Origin of the sequence: Candidatus Kaistella beijingensis (genome assembly GCF_020084865.1) — a bacterium.
Classification (GTDB): Bacteria; Bacteroidota; Bacteroidia; order Flavobacteriales; family Weeksellaceae; genus Kaistella; species Kaistella beijingensis.
Map to the genome: position 1 here is coordinate 1,432,565 of NZ_CP071953.1, position 22,083 is coordinate 1,454,647.

The following is a 22,083-nucleotide window of genomic DNA, read 5'->3' on the forward strand; positions in this document are numbered from 1 at the left end:
AAAACTTTTAAAAACAATTTATTCCAAATATTTACGCCATTTTTCGACAGCTTCCTGCATATCTTGCGGCATCGGACTTTCAAAATACATTTCCTCTTTCGTGGTGGGATGAATAAATCCTAAAGTGTGTGCATGAAGTGCATGACGCGGCAAAACCTCGAAAACATTTTTCACAAACTGTTTGTATTTGGGGAGATTTACTCCTTTCAAAATTTGGTGACCTTCATATCTTTCGTCATTAAACAAAGTATGACCGATGTGTTTGAAATGGGCACGAATTTGATGGGTTCGTCCCGTTTCCAGCTTACATTCCACCCAAGTCATGTATTTAAAACGTTCGATGACTTTATAGTGAGTCACCGCATGTTTCCCGAAACTTCCGTCCTCGAAAACTGCCATCTGCATTCGGTTTTTCAGATGTCTTCCGATATGTCCGCGAATAGTTCCTTCATCTTCTGCAACATTTCCCCAAACAAATGCCCAATACAATCTTCTCGTTTTTCGGTCAAAAAACTGCTTCGCCAAAAAACTTAAAGCATATTCATTTTTTGCCACCACTAAAAGTCCGGAAGTGTCTTTATCGATTCTGTGAACCAAACCTACCCGATCCAGATCAGATTTCTCACCATTTTTTTCGAAATGAAAAGCGAGCGCATTCACCAAAGTTCCGTCCCAATTTCCATGACCGGGATGAACCACCATTCCTGCATTTTTATCTACCACCACAACATCATCATCTTCATAAACGATATTTAAAGGAATATCTTGTGGAACGATAAAGTTTTCGCGCGGCGGTCTGGTTAAAAGAACCGAGATTTCATCCCCCGGTTTTACGCGGTAGTTTTGCTTCACGGGTTTTCCGTTCACTACTACGTTTCCCGCACGGCAAGTTTGTGAGATTTTATTTCTGGTAGAGTTCTGACGAATATTATGCAGAAATTTATCGATGCGCACAATTTCCTGACCTTTATCTACTTTTACATAAAAGTGTTCGTAAAGTCCTTCTGAATCAGCGTCATTCGATTCCTGATCCAGTAATTCCTCATCTAAATATTCTTCGTGGTCTTCGGTCATTTTATTTAAAAATAAAGCTCCAACCAATGTTGAAGCTTCAGTTTTTGATATTTAAAAATTTATTCAACAATCACTTTTTTAGCTTTCGGTTTTTCTTCCGGTTTTGGAGAAGTGGTTGTTGTAGTTTTTGGCGTTGTTGCAGAAGAAGTTTTCGGTTTCTGTTCTACAGTAGTCTTTGGTTTTTTCTCCGTCGTTGCTTTTGGAACTTCTGATTTTGGAGTTTCCTGTTTTGGAGTTTCAGTTCTTGGAGTTTCCGGTTTTGGCTCCGAAACTCTTGGCGCAACTGGTTCTCTATAAACCGGCGGTTCATAATAACTTGGCGGCGGAGTTGTGGTGTCGATTTTAATTCGGTAAATCGAATTCAGCTGTGAAATTTTGCCGCTCATTTCTGCCGGCGTTTTCTTACTCGCCCAAATATCAATCTGCATTCCCTGATCACGCACATCAAACGAGACCGGATCTTGATAATAAACAATGTCTGATTCATCGGAACCACCGTCTTCATACTCCACCAAACCAACTTCAAATAAATTTTGAGCGATGATTGCTTTCGCCTGTTGCACTGTTAATCCCACTAAATTGGGAACCGAAATATTTCTTTTCGGACCCGCTCCAATTACCAAATCAATCGTTGAAAATCTCGGCAAAAGTGCGCCCGGTTTTAAAGTCGAGCCATTATACAGCATTCGGATTACTGCATCTCTTTGAATGCTCGGTTCAAAAATAGTATCACCCACTTTTAATCCAACCTGCTCCAATTGCCTAAAAGCCAAACCTTTATATCGGTCTAAAACATCGGGAACAGATACTTGCGCCCAAGTTCTTGGATTTACTTTTAATATAATGGTTCTTCCGTCTTTCACACGCGATCCTGGTGAAGGATAAACCTGCAAAACCTGAAACGGGCGGTATTTTGGATCATACTTAAAACTGTCCACTTCATATTCCAGTCCGGAATCGTCTAATATTTTGATGGCGTCATGAACGGATTTGTTCATCACATTAGGAACGGGGATTTCTTTACCGTGATTGGTATGAATCTCCAACCAACGGAATGTCAACCAAACCAAACCTGTGAAAACTGCCGCCGCTAATAGTATATTTACCAAAACTTTCCAGTGGAAAAGCGATTTAAGCATATTGCTGAAACTTTAAATGTATCTGCAAATATATAAAATAATCTTTTCGGTAATTGTGGAAATCATTTACAATTATTGTTTCTGACCTAGGAGATTTTTGCGTTAAGAAAAATTGAAATTTCTTTATGCGAGAGTTTTCTTAATGATAACTGAATAAAAATTTCCACTGTTCGAAGCGCGGCAACACATTAACTTCTATAAATAACTTTCCAATCCGCGCAAGTTTGGAAATTTTCTCAAAAGAAATTTTGATTTTTTAGCAAAAAGATCCAGTCTTGATTTTTTGGATACTTTTGTTTCTTTTGCGGTAAAAAAATGTCACGCACTAAAAAACTTTTGAAATAATTATCTTTGCTTATTAAATTCAATCTATGATTTTATCCATGACCGGCTTCGGACGAAGTGAAGGCGTCTTCGAAGGAAAAAAAATTACCATCGACCTGAAATCGCTCAACAGCAAATCGTTCGACCTCAACATCAAAATGCCTTTACGGTACAAGGAAAAAGAATTCGACATCCGAAAAGTTTTGAACGATAAAATCCTCCGCGGAAAAGTAGATTGCTACATTAATCTGGAAACACTGAACGATTCCAACGATGTGAATATTAATCATGATTTGGTTAAATCCTATATCGATGAATTAAAAAAAATTTCTGGTGATGGCCCCGATTTCGAATATTTGAAAATGGCGATTAGATTTCCGGATGCGATTTCCACGAGACCCGATGAACTTAATGAAAATGAATGGATTTTCCTCACTGGTTTACTGAATGAGGCGCTTTCAAAGTTTGATAACTTCAGAAAAACAGAGGGTGAAATTTTGCATGAAGAGCTAAAAAGAAACCTTAAAAATATTGAGGATTATCTTTCTCAGGTGGAACCTCATGAGGACGTCCGAATGGACGGCGTGAAAGAACGTTACCGAAAAACATTAAATGAATTCGACCATATCGACGAAACCCGATTCTACCAGGAAATGGCTTATTTTACAGAAAAATTGGATATTTCCGAAGAAAAAGTTCGGCTCACCCAGCATTTGAAATACTACTACGAAGTGATGAAAAATGAAGATTTCAACGGAAAAAAACTCGGATTCATTTCGCAGGAAATCGGCCGTGAAATCAACACGTTGGGTTCAAAAGCCAATCACGCGGAAATCCAAAAATTGGTCGTGATGATGAAGGATGATTTGGAAAAGATTAAGGAGCAAACGTTAAATGTACTATAAACTTGAAATTGTTTGACTTTGTTTGATTAGAGCGTCTCAAACAATATCAAATATCAAACAAAGTCAAACAACATCAAATTTAAATGAATAAAGTCATCATATTTTCAGCACCAAGTGGAAGTGGAAAAACCACTTTGGTAAAGCATTGTTTGGAACATTTTCCTGAACTTGAATTTTCAATTTCGTGTACAACAAGAAATCCTCGCGGAACGGAAAAAGACGGGGTGGATTATCATTTCATTTCTCCTGAAAAATTTCGTCAGAAAATTTGGGAAGAAGCCTTCGTAGAATTCGAGGAAGTATATGAAGACAAATATTACGGAACCCTAAAATCCGAAGTTGAAAGAATCTGGAACGATGGAAAAACCGTGATTTTCGATGTGGACGTGAAAGGCGGAATCGCCCTGAAAAAATATTTCGGCGAACAAGCATTATCGATTTTTATTATGCCTCCTTCGATTCAGGAGTTGGAACGAAGATTGATTGCAAGAGCTACGGAAGACGCAGAAACCATACAAACAAGAGTGGAAAAGGCAGAACAGGAAATGACTTTTCAAAACGAATTTGACAAAATTTTAGTGAATACTGATTTAGAAACCGCAAAAGCGGAGATCGAAAAATTAGTGAGCGAATTTTTAAATTCTTAAATTTATAGTTCGATGCTGGGTGATGGATGCTCGAGGAAAAATCAAACCATTTCAAACCATGTCAAACCATTCCAAGTTGAAATTTGAAACAAATTAAACGTTAAACCAAAAATTATGAGCACACAAACCCTAGATAAAGCAAAAGCAAACCTTCCTGTAAGAGGATTTTTAAAAATAGACGACCTTATTATTCCCAAAGGTGAAGATTTGGTAAAAGCCATTCTCGACCTTAAAAAGGAAAAAAATGCGGTGATTTTGGCGCATTATTATCAACCTGCAGAAATTCAGGATATTGCGGATTATCTTGGTGATTCCCTTCAATTGGCGAGAGCTGCGAAAGACACCGATGCAGATATGATTGCTTTTTGCGGCGTTCATTTCATGGCGGAAGCTGCGAAAATTTTGAACCCAAACAAAAAGGTTGTTCTTCCGGACACACAGGCTGGTTGTTCGCTTGCAGACGGCTGTAGCGGCGAAGGTTTGAGAAAAATGCGCGAACAGTATCCAAACGCTTTAATCGCAACTTACATCAACTGTAACGCAGAAACCAAAGCGGAATCCGACATTATTGTAACGAGCTCCAACGCGGAAACCATTATTAATGCACTTCCTGAAGACCGGCCAATTATTTTCGCTCCTGATAAAAATTTGGGAAGATATCTCGCTAAAAAGACAGGTCGCGACATGATTTTGTGGGACGGAAGCTGTATCGTTCATGAAGCCTTTTCCATGGAAAGAATTGCCAAACAGTTGGCTGAAAATCCTGACGCAAAACTCATCGCACATCCTGAAAGTGAAACGCCTGTTTTGGATTTGGCACATTTCATCGGTTCTACTTCTGCCCTTTTAAATTATGTGGAAAAAGATGATGCCCAAAAATTCATCGTCGCTACAGAAGAAGGAATCCTGCACGAAATGAAAAAACGTGCACCACAAAAAGAATTACTTCCCGCTTTGGTTTTTGATGAAAGCTGCAACTGCTCAGAATGTTTTTACATGAAGCGAAATACTTTGGAAAAACTGTATTTGTGCATGAAATATGAACTTCCTGAAATTCTTATGGATGAAGAACTTCGTCTAAAAGCTTTAGAACCCATCGAAAAAATGTTGGAACTTTCAACAACCATTAAGTAATACGAGATACGGGTTTCGTGGTAAAAATTCTGCTGCGAAACTCGCACCTCAAATCTCGAATCTCGAATCTCGAATCTTGTAACTCGAAAATGACCACAAAAATCCTCTTTGAAAACCTAAAAATCTACGCTTATCACGGCGTTCTTCCCGAAGAAAAAATAATCGGAACATACTTTATCGTGAACGTTGAGATTCATGCCGATTTATGGAAAGCCGTTGGAACTGATGATTTGAACGATACCGTGAATTATGCGGAAGTGAATGACATCATTCACGAAGAAATGAAAATTCCATCAAAATTAATGGAACATGTTTGTGGCAGAATTTCAAAAAAAATCAAATTGGAGTTTCCACAAATTTCTTATATCAAAGTAAAAATGACCAAAACCAATCCACCGATGCAGGGCGAAATGGAGGGAGTCAGCGTGGAAATTGAGAAGGATTATGGAGGAATAAAGTAACTTTTAGAATTTTTTGAAGAATTTCTTTTTAACAACCATTTCTCAGTTTTGACCTCGGAGATTTTTGCGTTCATAAAAATTAAAATTTCTTCCGGCGTGAATTTTTTATAACGGAATAAAAATTTCCATTGTTTGAGTGGCGGCAATACATTTTTTTAAAATCGAAACTTAATTTTCCGCCCGAGTTTTGGAAATTTTCTTGTGAGAAATTTTGATTTTTTAGCAAAAATATCCAAGTCTTGATTTTTTGGATACTTTGCATCAAGGCAAAAGTATCTAATTTTTGAACCTAATTTCTTAAAAGATATTTCAGTAAATTTGGCATTCAAAACAACTTCGTTTATTTCTAATTTCAGCCGAAGTTCAAAAATCAATTATGAAATACGTTATTCTTTCTTTACTATCCGCGATGCTTTTAAGCATTTCGTGGCCCACTTACGGAATTCCTTTCTTCATATTTTTTGCGTTGGTTCCTTTAATGATGATGGAGCACGACATCACCAAATTTTCTACAATCAAAAGAAAAGGTTGGGTGATTTTCGGACTTTCCTATTTCTGTTTCGTGATTTGGAATATTGTTACGACGGGTTGGTTGTATGGCTCAAAAAATCCTGATGGAACCCATTCTGTGATGGCGGTGGTTTTTCCGGTTGTGGTGAATTCACTGCTCTATTCTTTCGTTTTTCAGCTCTATCATTGGTACAAAAAGTTGCAGGGAACTTATTGGGGACTTACTTTTTTTGTGGCGATTTGGATGTGTTTCGAGAAACTACACATGAGTTGGGAATTTACGTGGCCTTGGTTAAATTTAGGAAATGCTTTTTCAGAATACCCGAAAATCATTCAATGGTACGACACGTTGGGCGCAACCGGCGGAAGTTTTTGGATTTTGCTGATTAATGTTTACGCATTCTACACTTTAAGAATTTGGGAAGCGGGGAGAAAAAGAAAATCGCTAATCATCAATTCGGCTATTCTTGTTGGAGCCATCGCTTTACCGATGTTAATTTCCGTGGTGAAATACAATAATTTTGATGAGAAGCCAATCGGTTCCGTCAAAGTTTTAATGCTGCAACCTGAACTCGATCCTTACACAGAAAAATATTCAAAAGACAGTTTGACCATTTTGAATGATTTGCTGACTTTAGCCGAACAAAACTCAAAAGGACAAATCGATTACTACATCGGTCCCGAAACTTCACTTCCCGGATTTGGTTCCATTTCTGAACGAGGTTTTGAGCAAAGTACGCTTTTAAATAACGTAAAAGATTTCCTTTCGAAACATCCGAAATCTGTTTTTGCTACGGGAATTTCTTCTCACAAATTCTTTCAAAGTACCGAACAAAAACCAAACGCAGCTTATCAAGTTTCTGATGGAAGTTTCGTGGAAAGTTACAATTCCGCTGTTCAAATTATTCCGAATCAAAAAGTGGAAGTTTACCACAAAGGAAAACTCGTTCCCGGTGTTGAAATTTTCCCGTACATCAATGTTTTAAAACCGATTCTTGGCGACGCGATGTTGAATTTAGGCGGCGCAACCGTTTCTTTAGGAATTGATGAAGAAAGGAAAGTTTTTTCCAATCCATTCAATAAAGGAAAACTCGCTCCAATCATCTGCTACGAAAGTATTTACGGCGAGTTTGTCACAGATTATGTAAAAAAAGGCGCCAATTTTTTAGCAATTATGACGAACGATTCTTGGTGGGGAGTTACACAGGGTCACCAACAATTGATGTCTTACGCAAAACTTCGCGCGATTGAAACACGCCGAGAAATCGCCCGATCTGCAAACAGCGGAATTTCCGCCCATATTGATGCAAAAGGTGATGTTTTAGCCGACACTCTTTATGGAGATAAAACAGCACTTTTCGCGGAAGTGAAATTGTACGACAAAATGACTTTCTATTCAAGAGCGGGAGATTTGCTGTCGCGAATTTCGATTTTTGTCTTGGGATTTTTGGTGTTTTATACGCTGATAAAGAAGTTTCAGAACAGGAAAAACATGAGCAGTAAGTAAAAAGCAATGAGTAATAATAACTTGGTTCCTGACTCTTTTTACTTGGCTCTTTTAAATTCATAATGATTCAGCAACAACCTGATTTCATTAAACTCAAATTCTTTTGGCAATGCGTTTTTCCAATCGGATAAGGATTGATGTTTTTCCCAATTTTGATCAAATTCTTTTTCAAAGGTTTTGAGTTTTTCTTTGTCGAAAATTCGGGGTAAATCCAAAAGTCCCTGTCCCGCAAATTTTGCCAAATGTCCGAAAATGGTTTCGGTGACTAAACCTCTTTCTTTAGCAATTTCGGGAATCGTTTTTCCTTCCTCAAACAATTGGAAAGATAAAATGTGCGATGGAACTTTTGCAATTTTGGTGGTCACTTTCACATCATTTTCCACATCGAAAAGTGGTGTTTCCAGAAGATGAACTTTCTTCAAATCATTTAGGTAATCTTCCAAATCATCGAGAAATACACGGAAATCTTCGTTGTATTGTTTCAAACCTTTCGTTCCTTTATTTTCCGCATAAAAATCGAGTAACTGCGAAAATATTTTTTCATTCACATTCTTAAAAAAGAAATTTACTGCACCTTTCGTTTTGGTTTCAATCTCGCTCCAATCTTCGTTTCCCTGAACAAATTTTTGGGTTTTCTGAAGGATGACTTTTTCAAATTTTTCAAAAACGGAAGCAAGATTTTCCACTTCGGGTTTTATCGCAGTGTAAAGAAATTTCGCTTTGTCTTTGTCAATCGCTTTGCTGTGTTTTGCGGAATTGTACCATGGTTCCAAAGAATTTTTAAACCATTTGCAGTCGAGTCGGTTCAAAACTTTTTTAATGCTGTAATCGTATTTTTCTGCATTCAAAATTTCATCCATTCTGTCGTTTGCGTGGGTTTCATCTTGAAATTTTGAAACTCTTCTGTCCGCAAAAATAACTTCGGGAGTGATTTTGGATTTTAATACAATTCCTTCCAAAGTTCGGCAACGGGAAAGTGCCACGTACACCTGTCCGGAAGCGAACGATTTTCCCGCATCAATAATCAGTCGGTCAAAAGTAAGTCCCTGACTTTTATGAATCGTAACCGCCCAAGCTAAACGAATCGGATATTGCTTGAAGCTTCCCAAAACATCTTCCGTAATATTTTTTTCCGCATCAAGGGAATATTTTTTCTGCTCCCAAACTTCCTTCTTTAAAACGTAATTTTCGTCGTCGCCCTCAATAATTACGGTGATTTCTTTTTCATCTAAATCGACTACTTCTGCTAATTTTCCGTTGAAATATCTTCGTTCCCCACTTGCATCGTTTCGGATGAACATGATTTGTGCACCGACTTTCAAGTCTAAAACCTCATCGTTTGGATATTGATTTTCATTAAAATTTCCAACGATTTCCGCCTTGTAAGAGTAAGTTTTCCCTGAAAGTTCCGCCAACTTTTTCTGATTGATTTCATCTGCCATTCTGTTGTGGGAAGTGAGATAAACGTAAGGTTCATCGGTCGGTTCAAAATCAGCAATGTATCTTTCGTTCAACGTTTCAAAATCGATGTCGCCAATTTCCCCGTCGCGAATTTCATTGAGAATATCCAGGAATTTTTCATCTTTCTGTCGGTAAACGGTGGTTAATTCAATCGTAATTAATGGTAATTCCTTCAACGCCAAGCTTTCAAAGAAAAAAGGAGAATTGTAGTATTGATTTAAAAGATATTCGTCTCTGACTACCGGTGGAAGTTGGTACAAATCCCCAATAAAAAGCATTTGAACGCCACCAAATTTCTGCTGATTTCTTCGCACATGACGCAGCGAAAAATCCATCATATCCAAAACATCCGCTCGAAGCATGGAAACCTCATCAATAATGATGATTTCAATTTCACGCAGAAGTTTCAGTTTGTCTTTTCGGTATTTGAAATGGTGCATCAAATCGGCAATATTCATCGCCAAATTCCCGTCGATTCTTTCGGTAGTTGGCAAAAAAGTTCGTGGCGGCAATCCAAACATGGAGTGAATCGTAACGCCACCTGCATTGATTGCTGCGATTCCTGTAGGTGCTACAACGATGTGTTTCTTCTTGGTTTTCAGCACGAATTCATTCAGAAAAGTCGTTTTTCCGGTTCCGGCTTTTCCGGTGAGAAATATGCTTCTGTTGGTATGTTCGGCTAAATTGAAGAGAGATTCGTTCATCCTTCAAATTTACTAAATTGTTTTTGAGGCGCAAGTTGCAGTTGGTGCAATGGTTGCAATAGTTTTTTTGGAATAAACTAAATCTCAATAAAAGAAGTATTTTTGTAAACCCCTGAAAAAATAAAAATGAAAAATATTCTCATCATCGCGATTTCTCTTCTGACTTTAGCGTCGTGCAAATCCAAAAAAGTAATTGATCCCGAAACTTTACCGAAAGATATTTCTCAAAAACCAGATAATAATATTTCGCAACAATCTGATAGAGAAAAGCTTTCAGCTTTAATTAAAGAAATTGAGAAGCTTGCCAATTCCGAAACCTGCAGTGATGTCGCCGATTGGAACTTCGCTGCGATTGGCTCAAAACCTTGTGGCGGACCGAGTTCCTACATTGCTTATCCGAAAAAAATAGAAGATGAGATTGTGCCGAAAATTAAAAATTTCACCCAGATGCAGTCGGCGTTTAACACAAAATACGGTTTGGTTTCGGACTGTATGATGGTGATGCCGCCTTCAGGAATTAGATGTGTGGATGGAAAAGCGGTTTTGGTGAGTAGAAATTCTGCATTGGAATCGCAATAATCTCAATACGATATTAATTACTTTTGCCTTGATGCAAAAGTAACAAAAAATCAAGTCTGGATATTTTTGCTAAAAAATTAAAATTTCTTTCAAGAAAATTTCCAAACTCGGGCGGGAAGTTAAATATAGATTTTAAGTCATTGTATTGCCGCCATTCAAACAATGGAAATTTTTATCTTGTTATAATTAAGAAAAACTTCGCCGAAAGAAATTTCAATTTTTTTCAACGCAAAAATCTCCTACGACAAAAAACTTAAATCAAAAGAAACTCATATTAATTTTCATCCTACGCTTTGATTGCTTTCTCTTTTGTTCAAAGAATCTTTCAACAATTTTGCGGCACTCCATTTCGCGTGTCGCGATGGTTGGATGAAGTGTCCCATTTTCTGTGCATAAACTTTGGTAAATTCCGCACCGAAAAAGACCAATTGACACGTATAATTTATCCACATCATCAACAAAATAATAGTTCCCGCCGCACCGAAAATGGAGGTTGGTTTTGAAATTTCAAAATAGTAACTCAGTAAAAATTTTCCGATATTGAAGAGCAAAGCGGTCACGAAAGCGCCCATCCAAACGGAACGCCACGAGATTTCCACATCGGGCAAAACTTTAAACATAAACGCGAAAAGCACCACCACGACAAGAAAACTCACCACAAAATTGATGATTCTCGCCATAAAGAATGTTTCCAAACCAAAATGTCTTGTAATCCATTCATTTGCCAAACCAAGAATGGACGAAAGAATTAAGCTGATAAGAAGCAAAAACGCAATGATGAGGATCATTCCCAAAGAATTGGCTCTGTCGAGAACATATTTTTGAAAGGCTTTTTTGGGTGCAGCTTCCACATCCCAAAGTGTGTTCAGACTTCGCTGCATTTGAAAAAATAAAGTTGTTGCCCCGAAAATAAGGGTGAGAATCCCAAATATTTTCATCCAAATATTTTGGTTGTCCCAAACTGCACTCATGATCATGGTTTGAATACTGTCTGCAATATCTTTTCCTGCAATTCCGCTTGCTTGTCGGGTAATTTCGCCACGGATGGCTTCGTCACCGAAAAAAATTCCCGCAATCCAAATCACGATAATCAAAAGTCCGGGCAAAGAAAAAATGGCGTAATAGGCGATGCTTGCAGAATCTTTTGAGGCGGAAGAATTGTTCCACTCATTGAAGGTTTCTTTTAAAAGTTCCCAAATGAATTTTAGGTATTTCATGCTGAAAATTCAAGATTCAAAATTCAAGATTCACAAAATCTTGCTTTAAAATAGAATACTTCAAAACATCAAGGGGTTTTCCGTTTTTGAAATATTCCTGTTTTAAAGTCGCTTCTAATTTCATACCACAATTTTGCATGATTTTTCCCGATGCGGGATTGTGCGGAAAATGAGTGGCGTAAATTTTATTCAATCCTGAATCTTGAAAGCCAAATCTGATGATTTCTCGAACGGCTTCTGTCACGAAACCCTTATTCCAAAATTCTTTACCAATCCAATAACCGATTTCGGCTTTTAGATGTACTTTGTCTAAATGAATTCCAATCGCACCGATTAATTTTGGATTTTCTTTTTCACGAATGGCGAATGTGAAATTTTTCTTTTCCTCAAAACCTTTGTTCACCAATTCATGAATCCAAAACTCAGCATTTTCATTTTGATAAGGAAAAGGAATATTCAATGTGTTTTCTGAAAAAACGTTATCGGAATTTAGATGCAGAATTAAATCACCCAAATCGTTTTCTGTTGGGCGATTGAGGATTAATCTTTCGGTTTCTAAAGTTGGAAAGTTTGTCATTTTGATCTCCTGGTTCAAAAAAATAAATTTCGGCTAAAGCCAAATTGTATTTTATCTTTTAATTCAAACGGACTAAAGTCCGTTCCTGTTGATGAATTTATCACGCAGAAAAAACCTTCGGTTTTTTGGACAAATACGAATTATGCCCAAAAATAACATTTAATTTTTATGAAAAACCTACGGCTTTTGGACAAGTCACGACTTGTCCCTACAATATTTTGACAGAAATTCGCCATTGACTTCGTCGAATCTTTAATTTCACTTGCAAAGCAAAATTCACCGACGAAGGCGAATTCACAGCGAAGCAAATTCAATTATTTATACCAACCCGAATACTTCACATAATTATTCGCAATCCGATTCACCTCGCCTTCCAACAATTCGGCAGAAATATCCTTGATTTTTTTGGCAGGAACTCCGCCCCAAACTTCGCCCGATTTGATGTGCGTTCCTTGTGTTACCACAGAACCTGCACCGACAATCGAATTGCTTTCCACCAAACAATCATCCATCACAATGGCTCCCATTCCGATCAGAACATTGTCATGAATGGTACAGCCGTGAACGATCGCATTGTGACCAATCGAAACATTATTGCCAATATTCAGCGGAAATTTTTCATAAGTACAGTGAAGCATCGCATTATCCTGAACATTCACTTTATCGCCCATTTTAATGTAATGAACATCGCCCCGAATGACCGCATTGTACCAAATACTGCAATCTTTTCCCATCACCACGTCGCCGATTATTGTTGCAGTTTCTGCCAAAAAAGTTCCTTTGCCAATTTGCGGAGTTTTCCCTAAAAGTTCACGAATTATTGCCATTTTTATTGTTTAAATTTATCCAAAATTGTTTCGGGTTTCAGGTTTTGTGTTTGATATTATCAGATTTTGCTTCCTACATTCATCACCCAACATTCTGCCAAATTTAACGATTGACAAAGTCTAATGTCTGTTGTCTGAAATCTAATATCTATTGCCTATTTTTGCAACTCAAATTTAATGAAATAAAATGAGACAAATTATTATAGAACCTACCGAAAACCCAAAAGTGATGAAGTTTGTAGCCGACTACAATTTGATTCCGGGTTCTTTGGAGTTGGACAGAAGTTCAGATATTACCGAAATTCCTTTGGCGCAGGAACTTTTCAACTATCCTTTTGTAGACAGGATTTTTATCACGGCAAACTTTATCGCAGTAGCAAAACAAGACACAGTAGAATGGGAACACGTTGCGGAAAGTCTGAAAAATGTGATTGAAGACGAACTTTTGGCAAACCCGAGAATTTACCTTCAAAAGAAAAAGGAAATGTATCAGATTTATGCCGAAATGACGCCAAATCCGATGGTGATGAAATTCGTTTCGACAAAAATTTTGATGGATGGATTTGTGGAAGTAAAGTCGCGTGAAGAAGCTACAGAAGTTCCTTTAGCAAAAGCGATTTTTGATGAATTTGATTTTGCGAAGGAAGTTTTCATTTCCGATAATTTCGTGGCGGTGACGAAAAACGTTTCCGTGGAATGGCATGAAGTGATGGTTGCAGTTCGTGCATTTATCGCAGATTATTTACAAAATGGCGGAAAAATCTCCAACCTTGCACCGCAAAAACATGAAAATCCAGTTGAGAAATTAATTAACCGTGATTATACCGAAAACGAGCAGAAAATTTCAGATATTTTAAACGAATATGTCGCTCCGGCTGTAGAAGGCGATGGCGGAAAAATTTCCCTGTTGGAATATGACGAGGAAAACAAAATCGCAAGAATGTTGCTTCAAGGTGCATGTTCAGGATGCCCAAGTTCTACGGCAACGTTGAAAGGCGGAATTGAAAATGTGCTGAAACAGTTCGTTCCCGAATTGGTGGAAAAAGTGGAAGCGGTGAATGGTTAAAAATAGGAGCAATAAGTAACCAGCAATGAGCAATGATGCGCATATAAAAAATTACTTATTACCCATTACTCATTACTTATGAATAAAAAAGGAATATTATTAGTCAACCTCGGTTCGCCGAAATCGACCAAAGTTGAAGATGTAAAAGAATACCTCGACGAGTTTTTGATGGACGAAAAAGTGATTGATTACCGATGGTTTTTTCGCTCGCTTCTCGTGCAGGGAATTATTTTGAGAACCCGTCCCGCAAAATCCGCGGAAGCCTACAAAACCGTTTGGACCGATGAAGGTTCGCCTTTAATTGTCATCACTGAAAAAATTCAGAAGAAGTTACAGAAATTGGTTGACGTTCCTGTGGAAATCGGGATGCGTTATGCAGAACCGAGTATTCAAACGGGAATTCAAAAGTTGGTTGACCAAGGTGTGAACGAAATTGTTTTGTTTCCGCTTTATCCGCAATATGCGATGAGTACCACGGAAACGGTTGTCGACAAAGCAGAAGAAGTTCGCAAGAAATTTTTTCCGAATGTAAAAATTAATTATGTTCAGCCTTTTTATAATCGTGAAATCTACATTAACTGTTTAGCGGAAAGCATTAACGAAAAACTACCAGAAAACTTCGACGCACTTCAGTTTTCCTATCACGGCGTTCCCGAAAGACATATTTACAAAACCGACCCGACTAAAACCTGTAACTTAAACGATTGCTGCCAAAGAGAAAACAATCCGAGTCATCAGTTTTGTTACCGTCATCAATGTTTTAAAACCACGGATTTAGTTTTAGAAAAATTGAATTTACCGAGAGAAAAAGCGTTGGTAACTTTTCAATCTCGCTTAGGAAAAGATAAATGGATTGAACCTTATACCGATGAAACTTTGGAAAATCTCCCGAAAAAAGGGGTTAAGAATTTAGCCATTGTTTGTCCCGCTTTTGTTTCTGATTGTTTGGAGACTTTAGAAGAAATTTCGGTGGAAGGAAGGGAAGAATTTCTTCATGCAGGTGGCGAAAAATTCCACTACATTCCTTGTTTGAATGATGAAGACCGATGGATTGAGGTGGTAAAAATGCTTTGTGAAGAGAAATTGGAAGAATTTTACCTGGTTTAGAAACCGCTTGTTAATTGCCTATCAGCAACTTAAGATTTTATTACCCATCATTTATTAAACTTTTGCCTATTAATCAGCCTTTCAAGTAAAAAATTAACTTGAGTTCATTTTGTCGTTCCTTTTTTTGATTATCTTTAATAGCCATGAAAAAGAACAAAAAAAGAGCGTATCCATTTTTGGAAATTTCAAATGAGGAATGGGACTATTTTGCATCAAAATTTACTTATGCAGAGTTTCCAAAGGGAAGCTTAATGCTTAATCATGGGGCGACAGAAAATCACTTGACCTTTTTAGAAGAAGGTCTTACAAGGAGTTTTCTTCCAAATGATGGTCGGGAAAAAACTTTGCGTTTTACATTTCCGGGAAATTTTGTGAGCAGTTATGCCTCATTTATTTTGCAAAAACCCAGTGAAATTGCCATTGAAACCCTGTCCGACTGCAAATGTTGGCGCATTACCTATGATGACCTTCAAGATTGCTATCTTCAAATCGAGAAGGGCAACAGAATGGGTAGAATCTCTGCCGAATATTTATACATCACCAGTTCTTCACGTGAAATTAATATGTTAGTAAAATCTCCTGAACAGCAATATCTTGAACTTTTAGAGTCTAGTCCCGAATGGTTTCAGCATATCCCATTAAAACATGTTGCCTCTTACCTTGGAATTACTCCACAGGCTTTAAGTAGGATTCGTGCACGTATTTTTTAACTCAAGTTCATTGTTAATCGTTGGTTTTAAGTCTAAATTTGCACTATTACGTAAATGATGAAAACAAACAGGTGATCAAAGCAGCGCTTCCAGACGAAGCGCTGTTTCTATTGATCACACGTCTTATTTTTTTACTACGGAGCCAGCTTTTTCTCCGTTTACAATTACATAATAAACACCTGTAAGTTCATTGGCAGGAATCTGAAACTTAATATTTTTTCTTCGTGCAAAACTTCTGACATTTTCTGAAACCACCTTCGTTATTGATTACATCATTGTAAAATTCAAAACAGTTTACAATAAATTTTAATAAAACTGAATAAAGTAATTATAATCAAACACTTTCCAAATATCTCTCCATAAAAATTAACTAATATTAAATTTTATTAAAATATGGCAATAGATCAAGAATTCGAGTAAAATAAGTTGAAAAAATCTATTTCAATTCATAGCATTCGAATGACTTCAAAAAAAAAAGATAAAATTGCTACCGCACTGGATTGCGAAACTCACCATAACCAATGAGTCCATCGTAATTTCTTCCAAATGGTTGGTAATACAGAAATGCCTGATAAAGATTTTCTGTTTGCCAGAAATTACCGTTCACTTCGCCAAAATTTAAGGTTCCATCTGGATTTTTCGTGGCCAAAATATAGTTGTAAAAACCTTGTTTTAAATAAATTTTTGCCATGAACATTTTAGAGCTTTCATCGAAAACCATTTGATTTTCTTTCGATGGAATAAAATCATTGAAGCCTCCCAAAACAAAAATTTCCTTATCTGATTTCTCAGATTCAAGGGCGAAGTAAACCCAAGAATAATCTCCCTCTCGATCTGCATCTCGCTCGATTCCCAAATCATTTCTTCTGAAATAAAAGGCACCGTTCACATCCGGTTGATATTGGTAATTCATCGGAAAAGCCCAAACTGGATATAAATAGGTGTAATTTACCTCAGCGATATTCTCTGTTTTTGCAACCATATCGAATGGGTTGTTCATGTTTTTATTGTCGAAATAATAAAATTCATTATTCCCAGGAAAAACCAGATTCATCTGCTGGAAAAGAAGTTTATTTCCTAAAGCGGAACTCGGTTTTTGATTGAGTACAGCGACATTCCAATTATTGTTCTGAATCACATTTAAAGAAACTGAATTCATATTTGAGCTTAATACAGAGCTATTTCCAATCGCCTGAACTTCAACTCTTTGGTTGACTTCAGGTTTTCTTGCATCTGAAGTTCTTGAAATGTTTAACCCTACATTTGCACCATCTTCAACGACACAAAATCTTTTGGTAAAAACAGGTTTATCCTGCGAATCTATATAGACGACCAATTCAAAATTCCCCGAAATTTTTGGCTGTATTTTTTCATTCGGAAAAGTTAATGTGTAGTTGGTGTATTTCTGCAAAGTGTTAAAGGAATACTGAAACTGGTCGATCATTCCGTTGAGACTTCCGTTTGCATATTCGGTGAAGAAAAGTCCGTCGTCATTCCAATTTCTGTCGAAATGTTTGATCGTGTAGCGATAAATGGTGCTTGAATTAGACAAGTCGTCAAAACGAAGAATTAAACGTTCATTAAATCCAATTACAGGAGTTTCATCATTGGTTTGAGGATTGAACAACTGAATACTTCGAATATCCTGCCCGAAAATGAAACTGCTAGTAAATAATAAAAAAAAATGTAGATATTTCATTAATACGAAGATAACGAAAAATACGCCAAAAAATTTTGAACAGCTTATTTTTGTGCTTTCTGCTTTCGGCGAAGAGCTTTCAGCAAAATACCGTTCTTTGGAAGTCTTGAATTAGATTTCGTATTTTCGTCACTGTTAAAAATCTTATTCGAATCATGATTACTGTTAAATCTTTCGTTTTCAATCCTTTCTCCGAAAATACGTATGTCATTTTTAATGAAAAGAATGACGCTTTCATCATCGATCCTGGGAATTTCAGCGAACAGGAAACCGAAACCGTTATAAAATTGGTCTCCGAAAATAATTTAAAGGTTAAAAACATTCTTTTGACTCATGCACATATCGACCACGTTTTGGGACTGCAAGAAATTTACAACCAATTTAAAGTTCCCGTTTTATTGCATGAAATCGAAAAAGAAATCCTTGAAAGAAATCCAATGGATGCAAACCGTTTTGGTTTTTTCTTCAAACCTTTCGAGGGTGAAATTCAATATTTGAAAGAAGGCGAAACTATAGATTTAGGTGAGGAAAAATTCAAAATCCTTCATGTTCCAGGACATTCTCCAGGTCATGTCGCTTTTTATCACCAACCACAAAAATTTGTTATTTCAGGTGACGTACTTTTTGAAGGAAGCATCGGAAGAACCGATTTATACAAAGGAAATTACGAACAACTCATCAACAGCATCAAAACTAAACTTTTCGTTTTAGAGGATGAAACAAAAGTTTACAATGGACACGGAAATCCTACGACGATTGGTTTTGAGAAAATGCATAATCCGTTTTTTAGGTAATTTATAGTACGAGAGAACAATATTTTCACCGCAAAAGTAAAAAAAGACATTGCTTTTTTAGTGGTGCAAAAGGCTGCAAAATTAATCCAAATTCTTTGTCAATAATATTTTTAAACCTTTTAAAAAGCTTATTTCTAAGTTTTTTCTTTTGTTTCTTTTGCGGTAATAAAAAATTAATTTACTTCCATTTGATGTTGCAGCCCATACTTGGTCTTTGCATTTCATCCTGCGGTTCACCTGCGAGTAGATTTTCGAACGCGATAATTAAATCTTCACCCGTAACTTCTTTAGTATTTCCAGGCCTTGAATCGTCCATTTGACCACGGTAAATTAAATCAAGTTTCTCGTCGAAAAAGTAGAAGTCTGGAGTACAAGCTGCATCGTAAGCTTTTGCAACTGCCTGACTTTCGTCAAACAAATAAGGGAAATCAAATTTTCTATCCACTTGAAATTCTACCATTTTTTCGGGAGAATCTGCAGGATATTTTTCAACATCGTTGGAATTGATGGCGATGAATTCGATGCCTTTTTCCTGATAATCTTCGTACAATTCTGCCAATTTATCGATGATGTGAAGCACGAACGGACAATGATTACACATGAAAATCACCAAAGTCCCCTTCTCGCCCTTCAAATCATCCAAAGACTGAATTTCATTGCTGTGAGAAGGATTCGGAAGTTCAAAAAAAGGCGCCTTTGTTCCGAGTTCGAGCATATTTGAAGGAGTGTTTGCCATAAATTTCAATTTAACAGTTTTATAATTTACCAATGTATCAATAATGATTGCGCAAGATTTTTACATTTTCACATTGCTACATTTTTACATTATTCTGGAGCAAAGATAACGATTCTTGAAGGGAATTTTCAAAATTTACCCAATTGATGTTTTCTTCTTTCCGATACCAAGTCAACTGACGTTTTGCAAATCTGCGGGAATTTTTCTTGATTTCTTCAATTGCAAAATCTAAAGTCCAAGTTCCATCAAAATATTTGAAAAGCTCGGTGTAACCTACGGTTTGAAGCGGAACGAGATTTTTATATTGAAATAAATTTTTGGCTTCATCCAATAAACCGTCTTCCATCATTTTATCCACGCGTTGATTTATTCTTTCGTAAATCTTTTCTCGTGGCGCCTCAATTCCAATTCGGATGACCTTGAAATCGCGTTTTTTTAACTGTGAACTAATGTTTTCGGTATAGGTTTTTCCTGTTTGCCAAATAATGTCGATGGCCCTGAACAGTCTTCTGGGATTGCCTTTGTCAACGGTTTGATAATATTCAGAATCCAGTTCTTTAAGCATATTTTGAAGCGTTTCGATTCCTTCTTCATTGAAAATTTTTTCGAGTTTTCTCTGGTTTTCTTCGTTCGCTTCGGGTAAATCGTTCAGTCCTTCAATCACGGCTTTTTCGTACATCATACTTCCACCCACTAAAACCAAAACATCATGTCTTTTAAAAAGTTCAGCAATTTTTTGTAAAGAATCTTTTTCGTATTGACCGATTGAATAATAATCTTCCACCGAAAGATTGCCGATAAAGTGATGCGGAACTTCTGCCAATTCTTCACTGGACGGGGTTGCCGTTCCGATTTTCATCTCGCGGAAAAACTGTCGGGAATCGCAGGAAATAATTTCGGTGTCGAAATGTTTTGCAATTTCGATGGCGAGTTTTGTTTTGCCGATTCCTGTTGTTCCGATGATGGAGATGAGGGTTTTCATTTCGTTGCAAATTACTTGAATTTTTTTATTTTTCCGAAAAGCTTTAGATGTTTTCTCGCTGATTTTGCTGATGGCGCAGATTTTTTCCAAAAGGAAACAAAATTTAATTTTTAGCCCCGATTGACTCACTAATCTTATTATTTTTAAAGGAATCGTCCAAACTCCTTTGTGGTTTTGCGGTGAAAATCCTTTTTTGCGGCGGCTTCGCCGCCGCAAAAAAGACTGTAACGAAAAGCGGGACCGATTTGCAAAGATTGCATAAAACTTCAAGCTCCTAAAAAAACCGCCCAATTTCTTGAGCGGTTTGTGTATTTTGCTTTGTAATTTATCCTACAATTTCTGCTTCTACAATATTGTTGTCGTTTTGTTTTCTGGAAGCTTCCCATGCCACAAATTTTTCGGCTTCGGAAGTGAGCATCGGGATTGCCATTGCAAGTAAAGCGAGGTCGTCTAAAACACCGATTACAGGAATCCAGTCTGGAATAATGTCGAGCGGTGAGAGCAGGTAAAGCATGACCAATGCTGGTAAAATCACGTTTTTGAATTCTGGTTTGTAGCCGCCTTTTGACATGATAGACTTCACCATTCTTGCGATAACAGGAATTTTTTGGATGAATCCTTTGTGCTTAAAAGCTTCTTTCGCCAGTTGAATTTTTGATAGTTTCATTCTTGTGTTTGATTATTTTAAAACGCTGATAATTTCGCAAAATCTGTACCAAGATTTCGTAAATTTTAGTTAAAGTTATTTTACGATATTATCAATAAATTCGTGTACGGATTTGGAGTTCCAATCTTTGGAAGCGTCTTCCTTTAGAAGGATTCTTCCGTTTTTATCCAATAAAAATGTGGTCGGGAAAACTTTTGGTAAAACGTTCGCAGTGACCGGACTTTGTGCAATGTAAACTGGAGCCGTGTAATTGTTGTCTTTCAAAAATTTTACCACGTCTTCTTCTTGATCCTGCATCGCAATCAAGACGAAATCTACTTTATCTTTTTTGGAATCATAAAGTTTTTGAATTGTTGGCCATTCTTCGCGACAAGGAGGACACCAAGTTCCCCAAAAATTCAGCAAAACCAGTTTATTCCCTTTCAGATTTTTAAGGTTGGTTGAAGTGGTGTTTATTCCTTTTAATTGAATGTCGTAATCTGCATCGTTCAACGTAACTGCGTTTTCAATGGCTGCAACCGGAAAGAACAAATCTTTTATTTTCAGTTTAACTTCTGGAAAGGCAAAAAGAATAATCAGCATTGCAGTTGCAATTAAATAGAAAATATTTTTTTTAACAAAGTTCATTTTTATTTTTAAATTTTCAAATTAACACATTTTTAAATGAGTTCGAGGATTTCTTGAACGGCATCTTTACCGCGGTTTTTCGCATAATAAACTTGTAAATCGTTGTAGAATTCTTCTCTTGGATAAGCTTCGGGATTTTCCTTGAATTTTCTCAGAAGTTCCATTCCGTGTTTTGGTCTTGGTCCCCAATGATTGATGACGTTGAAGTTTTGGTCCAAAATAATAACAATGGGAATTGATTGTGTTCCGTTGGTTAAAAATTGGTCGATTAGGGAAAGGTCGGAATCACGCAGAAAAATTTTCACTTCATTTCCCGCTGCCTCGAAAAACTTGGAAACTGCAGGAACAGTCGCACTTGCATCGCCGCACCAAGGTTCAGAAATCATGAGAATTTTGCCGTTAAAATTTTTTGATTTTAAAGTTTCAAGTTGTGAATCGTCAACTTTAAAAGTTTTTAAAATTCGGTTCATTCTTTGAAGTCCGAGTTCGTAATATTCCTGATGTTCGTCGTTTTTGTCGGGATTATCATTTGCTCTTTCTTCGGAAATTTTTAGGTATTCGTCGAAACTGATTGCTTTTTGCCAGTAGTTCTGTAGGTTTGACATGATTTGATTTTGTTTGAAATTATT

At 36.9% G+C, this 22,083-nt stretch carries 23 protein-coding genes; 11 read left to right on the forward strand and 12 right to left on the reverse strand.

Annotated elements, in window-relative coordinates; translation table 11 throughout:
• Positions 1–18: 18 nt before the first annotated feature.
• A complete protein-coding gene (locus J4771_RS06650; RefSeq protein WP_224134207.1) occupies positions 19–1,074 on the reverse strand; it encodes an RluA family pseudouridine synthase in 1,056 nt (351 codons plus the stop codon).
• 59 nt (positions 1,075–1,133) lie between these two features.
• Positions 1,134–2,213 (reverse strand): PASTA domain-containing protein, encoded by a 1,080-nt coding sequence (locus J4771_RS06655; RefSeq protein ID WP_224134208.1) that lies wholly within the window; start codon positions 2,211–2,213, stop codon positions 1,134–1,136.
• 371 nt (positions 2,214–2,584) lie between these two features.
• Here J4771_RS06655 and J4771_RS06660 point away from each other — a divergent pair, with 371 nt between their 5' ends.
• From J4771_RS06660 to lnt, 5 genes are all read left to right on the forward strand, one after another.
• Positions 2,585–3,442, forward strand: a complete 858-nt coding sequence (locus tag J4771_RS06660) for a YicC/YloC family endoribonuclease (RefSeq protein WP_224134209.1) — start codon at positions 2,585–2,587, stop codon at positions 3,440–3,442.
• Positions 3,443–3,525: 83 nt separating this feature from the next.
• A complete protein-coding gene (gene gmk, locus J4771_RS06665; protein WP_224134210.1) occupies positions 3,526–4,089 on the forward strand; it encodes a guanylate kinase in 564 nt (187 codons plus the stop codon).
• Between the two features lie 114 nt (positions 4,090–4,203).
• Complete coding sequence (gene nadA, locus J4771_RS06670; protein WP_224134211.1) at positions 4,204–5,223, forward strand: quinolinate synthase NadA; 1,020 nt, start codon at positions 4,204–4,206, stop codon at positions 5,221–5,223.
• A gap of 89 nt (positions 5,224–5,312) precedes the next feature.
• Positions 5,313–5,684 carry a dihydroneopterin aldolase gene (gene folB, locus J4771_RS06675; RefSeq protein WP_224134212.1) on the forward strand — a complete coding sequence of 124 codons (372 nt, stop codon included), beginning with the start codon at positions 5,313–5,315 and terminating at the stop codon, positions 5,682–5,684.
• Between the two features lie 376 nt (positions 5,685–6,060).
• Positions 6,061–7,701 carry an apolipoprotein N-acyltransferase gene (gene lnt / locus J4771_RS06680; RefSeq protein ID WP_224134213.1) on the forward strand — a complete coding sequence of 547 codons (1,641 nt, stop codon included), beginning with the start codon at positions 6,061–6,063 and terminating at the stop codon, positions 7,699–7,701.
• A gap of 38 nt (positions 7,702–7,739) precedes the next feature.
• On the opposite strand, the gene J4771_RS06685 is transcribed toward lnt, so the two are convergent.
• The gene (locus J4771_RS06685) at positions 7,740–9,866 is read right to left on the reverse strand and encodes a helix-turn-helix domain-containing protein (RefSeq protein ID WP_224134214.1); all 2,127 of its coding nucleotides are present in this window, start codon (positions 9,864–9,866) and stop codon (positions 7,740–7,742) included.
• Between the two features lie 126 nt (positions 9,867–9,992).
• On the opposite strand from J4771_RS06685, the gene J4771_RS06690 reads away from it, so the two are divergent.
• Positions 9,993–10,445, forward strand: coding sequence for a hypothetical protein (locus tag J4771_RS06690; RefSeq protein ID WP_224134215.1), 453 nt, complete (start codon positions 9,993–9,995; stop codon positions 10,443–10,445).
• Positions 10,446–10,726: 281 nt separating this feature from the next.
• Here the strand turns inward: J4771_RS06690 and J4771_RS06695 are convergent, their stop codons facing one another.
• From J4771_RS06695 to J4771_RS06705, 3 genes are all read right to left on the reverse strand, one after another.
• Positions 10,727–11,662 (reverse strand): YihY/virulence factor BrkB family protein, encoded by a 936-nt coding sequence (locus J4771_RS06695; RefSeq protein WP_224134216.1) that lies wholly within the window; start codon positions 11,660–11,662, stop codon positions 10,727–10,729.
• 16 nt (positions 11,663–11,678) lie between these two features.
• Complete coding sequence (locus J4771_RS06700; RefSeq protein WP_224134217.1) at positions 11,679–12,239, reverse strand: GNAT family N-acetyltransferase; 561 nt, start codon at positions 12,237–12,239, stop codon at positions 11,679–11,681.
• A gap of 314 nt (positions 12,240–12,553) precedes the next feature.
• Complete coding sequence (locus J4771_RS06705; RefSeq protein WP_224134218.1) at positions 12,554–13,066, reverse strand: gamma carbonic anhydrase family protein; 513 nt, start codon at positions 13,064–13,066, stop codon at positions 12,554–12,556.
• A gap of 187 nt (positions 13,067–13,253) precedes the next feature.
• Here J4771_RS06705 and J4771_RS06710 point away from each other — a divergent pair, with 187 nt between their 5' ends.
• The 3 genes from J4771_RS06710 to J4771_RS06720 all read left to right on the forward strand — a co-directional run bounded on the left by J4771_RS06710 (position 13,254) and on the right by J4771_RS06720 (position 15,949).
• Entirely contained in the window at positions 13,254–14,132 is an 879-nt protein-coding gene (locus J4771_RS06710; protein WP_224134219.1) for a NifU family protein, read from the forward strand.
• A gap of 78 nt (positions 14,133–14,210) precedes the next feature.
• Positions 14,211–15,239 carry a ferrochelatase gene (gene hemH / locus J4771_RS06715; protein ID WP_224134220.1) on the forward strand — a complete coding sequence of 343 codons (1,029 nt, stop codon included), beginning with the start codon at positions 14,211–14,213 and terminating at the stop codon, positions 15,237–15,239.
• A 143-nt stretch (positions 15,240–15,382) separates the two neighbouring features.
• The gene (locus J4771_RS06720) at positions 15,383–15,949 is read left to right on the forward strand and encodes a Crp/Fnr family transcriptional regulator (RefSeq protein ID WP_224134221.1); all 567 of its coding nucleotides are present in this window, start codon (positions 15,383–15,385) and stop codon (positions 15,947–15,949) included.
• Positions 15,950–16,436: 487 nt separating this feature from the next.
• Here J4771_RS06720 and J4771_RS06725 read toward each other — a convergent pair whose 3' ends face one another.
• Positions 16,437–17,648: a type IX secretion system plug protein gene (locus J4771_RS06725; RefSeq protein WP_224134222.1), complete on the reverse strand. Its 1,212-nt coding sequence runs from the start codon at positions 17,646–17,648 to the stop codon at positions 16,437–16,439.
• Between J4771_RS06725 and J4771_RS06730 the strand changes: the two genes are divergently transcribed.
• Positions 17,605–17,763 (forward strand): hypothetical protein, encoded by a 159-nt coding sequence (locus J4771_RS06730; protein WP_224137864.1) that lies wholly within the window; start codon positions 17,605–17,607, stop codon positions 17,761–17,763. The genes J4771_RS06725 and J4771_RS06730 overlap by 44 nt on opposite strands.
• A 40-nt stretch (positions 17,764–17,803) precedes the next feature.
• A complete protein-coding gene (locus tag J4771_RS06735; protein ID WP_224134223.1) occupies positions 17,804–18,442 on the forward strand; it encodes an MBL fold metallo-hydrolase in 639 nt (212 codons plus the stop codon).
• A 178-nt stretch (positions 18,443–18,620) separates the two neighbouring features.
• Here the strand turns inward: J4771_RS06735 and J4771_RS06740 are convergent, their stop codons facing one another.
• The 5 genes from J4771_RS06740 to J4771_RS06760 form a co-directional block, all read right to left on the reverse strand.
• Complete coding sequence (locus tag J4771_RS06740; protein WP_224134224.1) at positions 18,621–19,178, reverse strand: thioredoxin family protein; 558 nt, start codon at positions 19,176–19,178, stop codon at positions 18,621–18,623.
• Between the two features lie 76 nt (positions 19,179–19,254).
• The gene (gene miaA, locus J4771_RS06745; protein WP_224134225.1) at positions 19,255–20,160 is read right to left on the reverse strand and encodes a tRNA (adenosine(37)-N6)-dimethylallyltransferase MiaA; all 906 of its coding nucleotides are present in this window, start codon (positions 20,158–20,160) and stop codon (positions 19,255–19,257) included.
• A 325-nt stretch (positions 20,161–20,485) separates the two neighbouring features.
• Positions 20,486–20,827, reverse strand: a complete 342-nt coding sequence (locus J4771_RS06750) for a YkvA family protein (RefSeq protein WP_224134226.1) — start codon at positions 20,825–20,827, stop codon at positions 20,486–20,488.
• Positions 20,828–20,902: 75 nt separating this feature from the next.
• Positions 20,903–21,454 (reverse strand): TlpA family protein disulfide reductase, encoded by a 552-nt coding sequence (locus J4771_RS06755; protein WP_224134227.1) that lies wholly within the window; start codon positions 21,452–21,454, stop codon positions 20,903–20,905.
• Positions 21,455–21,486: 32 nt separating this feature from the next.
• Positions 21,487–22,059 carry a thioredoxin family protein gene (locus tag J4771_RS06760; protein WP_224134228.1) on the reverse strand — a complete coding sequence of 191 codons (573 nt, stop codon included), beginning with the start codon at positions 22,057–22,059 and terminating at the stop codon, positions 21,487–21,489.
• Positions 22,060–22,083 lie beyond the last annotated feature (24 nt).